The sequence below is a fragment of the Streptomyces sp. NPDC059456 genome (genome assembly GCF_042750055.1).
Taxonomy (GTDB): Bacteria; Actinomycetota; Actinomycetes; order Streptomycetales; family Streptomycetaceae; genus Streptomyces.
Map to the genome: position 1 here is coordinate 1 of NZ_JBHYVA010000024.1, position 7,228 is coordinate 7,228.

Consider the following 7,228-nt stretch of genomic DNA (forward strand, 5'->3'; position numbering starts at 1 on the left):
GGGAACGCCGCGGCCCGGACCCCCTCCCCGTACGCCCCCGCCGGGTACGCGGCGCCGGACCAGCCGACGATCTACCTCTCCCTCGTCAGGCGCTGGCAGGAGGCCGGGCGCACCCTTCCGGGGCATCCTGACGAGGAGTGGGAGCGGCTGATCTCCCAGCCGTGCTGGCCCGGCCGTTAGGTGGTGTGTCTCTTGGCAGCGGCGGAGCGCGACAGATCCGGGCAGGGCCACCGGGACCCCGTGATCGGGCCCGCGGACCGGCTCGCGCTGAACGGCATGGGCAGCTTCGAGTGGGACCTGGCCGCCGGGACACTGATGCTGGACGAGTCCGGGCTCGTGGTCTTCGACCTCGAACGGGAGGAGTTCGACGGCACCCCCGAAGGGCTGGGGCTGCGGATCCCCGCCGACGACGGCGCGCGGCTGGCGGATTCCACGACGGCCGCGCTGGATGGCGGCGCGGAGACGTACGGCTCGTACTTCACGGTGCAGCGGCGCGACGGCGTCGACCAGTGGACGCACACGCAGGGCCGGATCCTGCGGGACGCCGACGGGCAGGCCGTGCGCATCGTCGGGATCGTGCGGGACGCCACGGCGGAGCTCGCGCACGCCACCATCCTGCGGAAGCTGGAGTCGGCGCGGGCCCAGCAGGCCACGATCGTGCAGCGCACGACGGAGGCCCTGTCGCGGGCGGTGACGGTCGACGACGTCACGGCCACACTGACCGGCGCGGGCGCACTGGAGCGGCTCGGCGCGGACGGGCTCGCCCTGGGGCTGGTGGAGAACGGCACCATCAAGATCATCGCGTTGAGCGGGGAGTCGCTGGAGATCCTCGGCGAGCGGCGGTTCACCCGGCTGGACGGCTCGCTGCCGCTCTCGCAGACGGTGCTCACCCGCAAGGCGCGCTTCGTCACCGCCCTGACCGATCTGGCCGGCGAGTTCCCGCTGCTCGCGGACTACCTCAGCCGGATCCGCTTCGACGCCGCCGCCTATCTGCCGCTGATCGCGCAGGCCAAGGCCATCGGCGGCCTCGTCCTGTTCTACCGGCGGCGCACCGACTTCAGCCCGGAGGAGCGCAACCTGTGCCTGGGCCTGGCCGGCATCGTGGCGCAGTCCCTCCAGCGGGCGCTCCTGTTCGACCAGGAACGGGAGTTCGCCACCAGCCTCCAGGCCTCCATGCTGCCGCGCCGGATCCCGGAGATCAGCGGCGGGGAGATCGCGGTGCGCTACCACTCCGCGTGGAGCGGCCGGGAGGTCGGCGGGGACTGGTACGACGTGATCGCGCTGCCCCGCGACCGGGTCGGCATCGTCGTGGGCGACGTACAGGGCCACGACACGCACGCGGCGGCGGTCATGGGCCAGCTGCGCATCGCGCTGCGGGCGTACGCGGGGGAGGGGCATCCGCCGTCCACCGTGCTGGCCCGGGCCTCGCGCTTCCTCGCCGAACTGGACACGGAACGCTTCGCGACCTGCATGTACGCACAGGTGGACCTGGAGACCGGTGGCGTCCGCGCGGTCCGCGCCGGCCATCTCGGGCCGCTGATCCGGCACACGGACGGGCGTACCGGCTGGCCCAACGTGCGCGGCGGACTGCCGCTCGGACTGGCCTCGGTGTTCGAGCAGGAGGACTTCCCGGAGACCCGGCTCGACCTGGTCCCCGGGGAGACGCTGGTGCTGTGCACCGACGGCCTGGTGGAAGAGCCCGGCACCGCCATCACCCAGGGCATGGAGGCCCTCGCCCACGCCGTGCGCAGCGGCCCCCAGGAAGCCGGGGCGCTCGCCGACCACCTCTCGGACCGGCTCTGGGAACGCTGGGGCTCCGGCGACGACGTGGCGCTGCTGGTGCTGCGGCGCGCCCCCGACCCGGGCACCCACCGGGCACCGCGGATCCACCAGTACATCCACCAGGCGGACCCGGAGGGCCTCTCGGAGGCCCGGTACGCCCTGCGTCAGGCGCTGCGCGACTGGGGCATGCCGGACCTCGCCGACGACGTGGAACTGGCCGCCGGGGAACTGCTGGTCAACGCCCTGCTGCACACGGACGGCGGGGCGGTGCTGACCATGGAGGTGCTGCCGGAGCCGGTCCGGCGGATCCGGTTGTGGGTGAAGGACCGGTCCAGCGTCTGGCCGCGCCGGCGCACGCCGGGGGAGGCCGCCACCACGGGGCGCGGTCTGCTGCTGGTCGATGCGCTGGCCACGCACTGGGGAGTGGAGTCCCGGGGCGACGGCAAGGCCGTGTGGTGCGAGTTCGACGTCGCGGGCAGCGTGCGGAGCGCGGGCGACCGGCCGGTGTGAGGACGGGCCGAGCGACGGGCCGCAGGGGCGGGCCGCAGGGGCGGGTCCGAGGGGCGGGTTCGAGCGGCCGGTGCACCGGTTGGGTGAGCGGATGGTCACGCCGAGTTGTGGCCTGCGGGGGCCGGAGTGATGATGCGGTCCATGGAAAGGACCACCAGGACCACCTCAGCCGGACGGATCCCGCCGTGCACCGGCTGAACAAGCGGCCGGGCAAGGGCGCCACGACCGCTCTGCTCGCACTGCTCCTGCTCGCCGTCGGGGTGCCGACGGCCGTGGACCGGGCGACCGGGCACCCGCACCCCGACCCGGCCTGCCGGACCGTCGCCTTCATGTCGATGACCGGCGCTGCCCCCGCCTGCCGGTAGCGGCGGCCGCCGGCCCGGGAGTACGGCTCAGCGGTACTTCTCCTCCAGCACGATGTCCCGCTCCGCCTCGGCCAGGTACGACACCCGCAAGGTCATCGCCGTGCCCAGGTTCGCGCTCTGGAGGCGGGCCTGCGCAGCGGCCGCACCCGCGTGCACGCCGGGCGTCATGCGCAGCGAGGCGCTCGCCGACCAGTCGTGCTGCCCGCCGTCGCAGACGGCCTCCTCGCCGCCGAAGCCCAGCCGGCTCCCGTCCTGGACGAGCGTGACCTGGATTTGCACTCCACGGGGTGACGAGGGCGCGCACGAGTAGGTCCCGAAAAGGGTGACGTGACCGTCCGCGGAGAGGTGACCGAATTCCTGTACGGAAATCTCACCGCCGTGGGAGCGGGCATCGGCGGGCGCCGTGAACACGCCGGCCACGGCCAGCGCGGAAAGCACCGTCACGGCAGCGCGGCGGGTGGAAACTCGCATGAATCCTCCATGAGGGGTGGCTTGGCACAAAAGCGCCGAAACGCATTGTGCTGGCAGATGGCGGGCAACTCCCTCCGCACACTCGTGTCGGTGTGTGCAATTGCCCGCTCGGGCGCGTGAGACTGGCCGGAATACGTCTCCGAAGGTCCCCGAAGGGATCGCGCATGCGCCAGTCCGCTTCCGTCCTCGCCGCTGCCCTCCTGCCCTTCCTGCTGCTCGGTGCCACGGCCTGCTCCGGCGCCCCCGAGGGGGCGGCGCTCGCCCCCGCCGCGGCTCCGGCCGTCCCGGTGGACGACGGCGTCCCCGGCGCCGGGGAGGAGCCCGCCCCCGGGGCGGACCGGGCCGCCTCGAAGGATGCCCACGTGGGCGACTCCGTACGGGTGCGCGGCCGCCAGGTGGGCCGGCACCTCCAAGTCGTGCTCAATGCGTACGTGGACCCCGCGGTCAGCGTGGAGAAGAACTACGCGCCGCCCGCGGGCAAGCGCTGGGTGGCCGCCTCGATGTCGTTCGTCAACGTCGGCGGCGCCTCGTACGGGGCCCTCGGGAGCATGTGGGCGTACGACGGCGCGGGAGGCCGATTCCCGGTGGTGCCGACCGGTGAACTGACCACCGGCAAACCGCTCGTCTTCGATTCCCTCGCCGTCGGTGAGCGGGCCGAGGGATGGGTGGTGTTCGAAATCCCGGAAAAGACGCGCATCGTGCGTCTCCAGTATCAGGACGCGAACATGCAGGCGAATTCCGGAGAGGGATTCTGGGCGGTCTAGCCCGCCCGGGTGAAAGGCCGTGAAACGCTCGGGTGGGAGAGCACTAGGGTGCGGCGCATGACTTCAACTCAAGCCGAAATCGACCGGTCCCTGCTCGGCACCCTTTCGGTGCTCGCGTGGATCGGCGACCCCTCCGAGGGCCACGACATCCCGTACCTGCTCGCCTACACCCTCGGCGACGGACCGCAGGGGCGGGAGGCGGGCGAGCAGGCCGCCCGCGGGCTGCTGGAGGAGATCGGCCTGCCCATCGGTGACGTGGTCATGGACGGCACCCGCAACCCGGCCGCGTTCCCGGTCCAGATCGTGCTGGCGGACAACCAGGTCGGGCTGACCCTGCCGGGGCTGAACGCGACCTGCACCGCCCCCGACGAGTGGGTCGCCGCGGCGACCGAGAGCGGCCAGGCCTACTTCCTGTTCGCCACGCGCGCCTGGCCCGAGGCCGTCCCGGGCCGGCCGGTCGAGCCGAAGACCCTCCAGGAGTTCGCGGGGGACGAGGCCGTGCTCACGGGCAGCGCGCACTGCGTCCTCGCGGTCCGGCGCCTCCAGTAGCAGGGCCGCCCCGCGCGAGCACGCCCGCGCTCCGGCCGCCGGGCCCCCAGCCCGCCCGGCGGCCGGTTCCCCGGGCCGGCCCCGCGCTACGGGCGCTCGAAGGCGAAGCGCAGCGAGCGGACCCGGTTGTCGAAGTTCGAACCCGCCAGGTCCGGCAGGCCCACCGCCCGCAGCCCGACCGGCCGGGTCAGCAGTTCCCGGAACAGGGCCTTCATCTCCACCCGGGCCAGGTGGGCGCCCAGGCAGAAGTGCGGGCCGCCGCCGCCGAAGCCGAGGTGCGGATTGGGCGAGCGGGTGATGTCGAAGGCGTCCGGATCGGGGAAGACCGCCTCGTCACGGTTGGCGGAGGCGTAGTACAGCACCACCTTGTCGCCGGGCCGGAACAGGTGCCCGCCCAGCGTGTGTTCGGCGGTCACCGTCCGGCGGAACTGGATGATCGGCGTCGAGTGCCGGATCATCTCGTCGACCGCGCCGTCCGCGTACGTCTCGAAGTCGCCGAGCAGCAGGTCCCGTTGCGCCGGGTGGTCGGTCAGCAGGGTCAGCCCGTGCGTGATCGCGTTGCGGGTGGTCTCCACCCCGGCCACCATCAGCAGCGAGAAGAACGCCCCCAGCTGGCGTGCGTTCAGCGCCTGGCCGTCCACGTCCGCGCGGACCAGGGCCGAGATCAGGTCGCCGGTCGGGTTCTTGCGCCGTTCCCGCCCGATGCCCGCGACCATCCGCTGCATCCTGGCCAGGGCCCGCAGCCCGCGGCCGGGCATCCGCAGCCGTGCGGCCAGGCCCCGCTCGACGCCGATGTTCTCCGAAGCGTGGTTGACCCGGTCGGCGATCTCGGCGCGGTGGCGCTCCGGGATGCCCATCATGTTGCAGATGACTTCGAGGGGCAGCCGGGAGGACACGGCCGAGACGAACTCGTCGGGTTCGTCCGCCAGTACGTCGTCCACGATCCGGGCGGCCACCGCGTGGATGTCCTCCTCGGCCGCCGCCAGCAGCCGCGGCGTGAACGCCCGCTGCACGATCTTCCGCAGCTGTGCGTGGTCCGCGCCGTCCAGGTTCACCATCGAGTCCCCGAACAGCGCCCGCACCCACCGGGCCGGCTCGGGCGTGGTCACCCCGGGCGCGCTCGCGAACACCTTGGGGAGCCGGCTCGCCTCCTGCACGTCCGCGTGCCGTACGAGGGCCCAGTGTCCGCGGCCCTTCCCCTCGGGCACGTAGACCGGGGAGTCCAGTGCCCGCAGCCGGGCGAATGCCGCCAGCCGCGCAGCCGGGGGCTGCTGCCAGAACGCCGGGTCGGCGAGCTCCCCGTACTCCGCCACCGCCGAGCCCGTGTCCGCGTACCGCTGTACCGGGACCTTCATCGTTTCTTCTCCCTGTCGCCGGCGCGCTCGCCGTGGCCGCCTCGGCCGGCGCCGTCCGCCGTCCTCACGCACCAGAACGCTCCCGGTGCACCAAGGTCACGCCCACCGCGACGGTGGCCGCGGCGACCAGCCCGGCCCACAGCACCGCCTGCGCGCCGGTCCAGGCGCAGGCGAGGATCGCCAGCGCGGACAGCGGCAGCACCAGTTGCTGGGCCGTGCCGTGCTTGAAGTGGCGGGAGTGCAGCAGCCACACGAAGGCCAGGAACAGCGCCGCCGGCACGGTCACCGAGAGGTTCGCGGACAGGGTCGAGACGTGGGCCTTGCCGACCGCCTGCTCGATCGCCACCTCGATCCCGGCCCCGATGGCCGCGGCCGACGCGAAGATCACGAAGTGCCCGTACCCCCACGGGATGGCCTCGCGATTGCTCTGCAGCCGGTCGTGCGCGGGGACCGCGAAGTAGATCCACCACGCCGCGAAGACCAGCAGCAGGCCACCCGCGGCGATCGGCAGCAGCTCGCCCAGCGCCTCGTGCTCGTCGATCGCCGACTGGACCGCGACCGTGCTGGCGGCGATGGTCTCGCCGAGCACGATGATGGTGAACAGGCCGTACCGCTCGGCGATGTGGTGCGGATGCCATTGGGTCTGGTAGCTGCGCTCGGCGAGCATCGGGACCAGCAGCTCCGCGACGACCAGCACCAGGAACAGCCATCGGCGGGCGTGCTCGGGGGCGGCGAGGAGCGCCACCCAGCCGGCCTGGCACACCAGCAGCCCCGCCGCGTACGTGAGCGCACAGCGCCGGGCCGGACCCCGCTCCCCGGCGGCGGCGCGCAGCCACTGCACGGTGAGCGCGAGCCGCATCACCACGTAGCCGAGGACGGCGATGGTCCAGTCGTTGTCGTTGAAGGCGCGCGGGATCCCGGCCGAGTAGATGAGCACACCGGCGATCTGCACGAGGGTCGCGATCCGGTACGGCACGTCGTCGACGTCGTAGGCGGAGGCGAACCAGGTGAAGTTCATCCACGCCCACCACACGCCGAAGAACACGAACAGGTAGCCGGTGATGCCGGCGCCGACGTGGCCCTCGGCGAGCGCGTGGACCAGCTGCCGGCCGGCCTGCGCCACCGCCACGACGAAGCAGAGGTCGAAGAACAGCTCCAGCGGGGTCGAGGCCCGGTGGTCCTCGTCCCGGCTGCGGGAGGTCATCGGTACGTACGTCATACCGTCAGCACAGCAGCCGCACGCCGGCCGGCAGGCGAGGCGCGCGGCCGGCGCTGCCGCGGACCCCCTGACCGAACCCCCGGCCCCGCGCACGGGCCGTGGGGGGGGGGGGGGCGGGGGCCGGCCCCCCCGCGCCCCCCCCCCCCCCCACCCCCCCCCCCCCCGCCGCAACCCGCCCCCCCCCGCGCCGCGGGGGGGCGCGACAGCGCGAAG

General features: G+C 73.5%; 8 protein-coding genes. 5 read left to right on the forward strand and 3 right to left on the reverse strand.

Annotated features, from left to right (window positions below):
• The 3 genes from ACFXA3_RS04225 to ACFXA3_RS04235 all read left to right on the forward strand — a co-directional run.
• Positions 1–180, forward strand: a 180-nt coding sequence (locus ACFXA3_RS04225) for a hypothetical protein (RefSeq protein WP_385181673.1), incomplete at its 5' end; no start/stop codon positions are given.
• A 96-nt stretch (positions 181–276) separates the two neighbouring features.
• Positions 277–2,292 (forward strand): SpoIIE family protein phosphatase, encoded by a 2,016-nt coding sequence (locus ACFXA3_RS04230; protein ID WP_385181746.1) that lies wholly within the window; start codon positions 277–279, stop codon positions 2,290–2,292.
• A 185-nt stretch (positions 2,293–2,477) separates the two neighbouring features.
• Entirely contained in the window at positions 2,478–2,657 is a 180-nt protein-coding gene (locus ACFXA3_RS04235) for a hypothetical protein (protein ID WP_385181676.1), read from the forward strand.
• Positions 2,658–2,684: 27 nt separating this feature from the next.
• Here ACFXA3_RS04235 and ACFXA3_RS04240 read toward each other — a convergent pair whose 3' ends face one another.
• A complete protein-coding gene (locus ACFXA3_RS04240; RefSeq protein WP_385181679.1) occupies positions 2,685–3,128 on the reverse strand; it encodes a DUF6299 family protein in 444 nt (147 codons plus the stop codon).
• 164 nt (positions 3,129–3,292) lie between these two features.
• On the opposite strand from ACFXA3_RS04240, the gene ACFXA3_RS04245 reads away from it, so the two are divergent.
• Both ACFXA3_RS04245 and ACFXA3_RS04250 read left to right on the forward strand, forming a co-directional pair.
• Positions 3,293–3,892, forward strand: coding sequence for a DUF4352 domain-containing protein (locus tag ACFXA3_RS04245; protein WP_385181682.1), 600 nt, complete (start codon positions 3,293–3,295; stop codon positions 3,890–3,892).
• A gap of 57 nt (positions 3,893–3,949) precedes the next feature.
• Complete coding sequence (locus tag ACFXA3_RS04250; RefSeq protein WP_385181684.1) at positions 3,950–4,441, forward strand: DUF5949 family protein; 492 nt, start codon at positions 3,950–3,952, stop codon at positions 4,439–4,441.
• 86 nt (positions 4,442–4,527) lie between these two features.
• Here ACFXA3_RS04250 and ACFXA3_RS04255 read toward each other — a convergent pair whose 3' ends face one another.
• Together ACFXA3_RS04255 and ACFXA3_RS04260 are read right to left on the reverse strand one after the other, a co-directional pair.
• Positions 4,528–5,796, reverse strand: a complete 1,269-nt coding sequence (locus ACFXA3_RS04255; protein WP_385181687.1) for a cytochrome P450 — start codon at positions 5,794–5,796, stop codon at positions 4,528–4,530.
• Positions 5,797–5,860: 64 nt separating this feature from the next.
• Positions 5,861–7,015: a low temperature requirement protein A gene (locus ACFXA3_RS04260; protein ID WP_385181690.1), complete on the reverse strand. Its 1,155-nt coding sequence runs from the start codon at positions 7,013–7,015 to the stop codon at positions 5,861–5,863.
• Positions 7,016–7,228 lie beyond the last annotated feature (213 nt).

Coding starts and splice junctions, on each gene's coding strand:
- ACFXA3_RS04230 (WP_385181746.1), top strand. CDS start 277: ATGGGCAGCTTCGAGTGGGACCTGGCCGCCGGGACACTGATGCTGGAC.
- ACFXA3_RS04240 (WP_385181679.1), bottom strand. CDS start 3,128: ATGCGAGTTTCCACCCGCCGCGCTGCCGTGACGGTGCTTTCCGCGCTG.
- ACFXA3_RS04245 (WP_385181682.1), top strand. CDS start 3,293: ATGCGCCAGTCCGCTTCCGTCCTCGCCGCTGCCCTCCTGCCCTTCCTG.
- ACFXA3_RS04250 (WP_385181684.1), top strand. CDS start 3,950: ATGACTTCAACTCAAGCCGAAATCGACCGGTCCCTGCTCGGCACCCTT.
- ACFXA3_RS04255 (WP_385181687.1), bottom strand. CDS start 5,796: ATGAAGGTCCCGGTACAGCGGTACGCGGACACGGGCTCGGCGGTGGCG.
- ACFXA3_RS04260 (WP_385181690.1), bottom strand. CDS start 7,015: ATGACGTACGTACCGATGACCTCCCGCAGCCGGGACGAGGACCACCGG.